We start from the raw sequence: 1057 nt of genomic DNA on the forward strand, positions 1-1057 counted from the left end.
CGCGGTCATGGCCAGGGCCATGTGGACCATGGCCAGCGCGCCGACGGCATGGTGCAGATGGTGCGCGCTGCTCCGCGCGGTCCACAGCGAGTGCAGCGCGGCCGCCGCGAAGACGGCCGCGTACACCGGCCACACCCAGCCGGGCGGATCCAGCACCGCGGCGGGCACGGCCATCGCCGCCATGCCGAACCCCATCACCGCCTCCCCTCCCGCGGCCCTGCGCTGCTCCTCCACGTCGCTGCGCATGCGCAGCACGCAGTAGGCCCCCGCCGCCGCGCACAGGGCTACCAGCAGCCATCCGGTCGTGGCCGGTCCGTGCACCCCCGCCCCCTTCCCCTGAGGTCGCCGCCGCCGCGGCGGTCGGTCAGGGAATGCCCGTCCGGGGCGGCGCGCATACGGGCGCAGGGGGGCGTTCGGGGAGCATCGGGCGGAGCGTGACGGATGCCGCCGATCATTTACCGGTGAAACACCTGTTAACGTTGAAGGGTGAGTCATCCGCCCGACGTCCGAGGAGGTCCTTTGGGGCGCCCGCCGCTTCTCCAGGTGCTACGGCTCGGCCGGCCGGCCGAGATCTGGTACAAGCACGCCGTCAGCGTCGTCGTGGCCACCGCGCCGCCCAACCTGCTGCTGGTCGCCCTCGGCCGTCTCGACCTCGCGGTCTACACGATGGCCGGATCGCTGTGCGCCCTCTACGCCCACAACCGCCCCTACGCCGACCGGGCCCGCACGCTGGCCTGGATCGTCGTCGGCATGGTGGCCGGCGTGGCGGTGGCGCTGACCGCGGCCTCGCTCACCTCCTCGGGCGTGGTGCTGGTGGCGGTGGGGGCGGTGCTGGCCGCCCTGCACAAGGCGCTCTGCGACGCCACCCGCGTCGGGCCGCCCGGGAACGTGATCCTCACCTTCGTCTCCTCGGCGGCCCTGTTCATCCCGCAGACCCTGGGCCAGATCCCCGGCCATGTGGGACTGGCCCTCGCCGCCGGTGCGTTCTCCTGGCTGGTGGGCATGGCGCCCGGTGTGCTGCGCCCCCACGGTCCCGAGCGCCGGGCCGTGGTCCAGG

Annotated in this window: 1 protein-coding gene and 1 pseudogene; one reads left to right on the plus strand and one right to left on the minus strand. The window is 74.1% G+C overall.

All coding sequences use genetic code 11. The features are described from left to right. Positions 1 to 321 (minus strand): DUF5134 domain-containing protein (locus HW445_RS32290; protein ID WP_180224296.1); only part of this gene is annotated, 321 nt, incomplete at its 3' end. Positions 322 to 519: 198 nt separating this feature from the next. Between HW445_RS32290 and HW445_RS32295 the strand changes: the two are divergent. Continuing rightward, positions 520 to 1057, plus strand: a pseudogene (locus tag HW445_RS32295) (FUSC family protein); the annotation flags it as partial.

The organism is Streptomyces sp. UH6 (genome assembly GCF_013421635.1).
Taxonomy (GTDB): Bacteria; Actinomycetota; Actinomycetes; order Streptomycetales; family Streptomycetaceae; genus Streptomyces; species Streptomyces abyssomicinicus.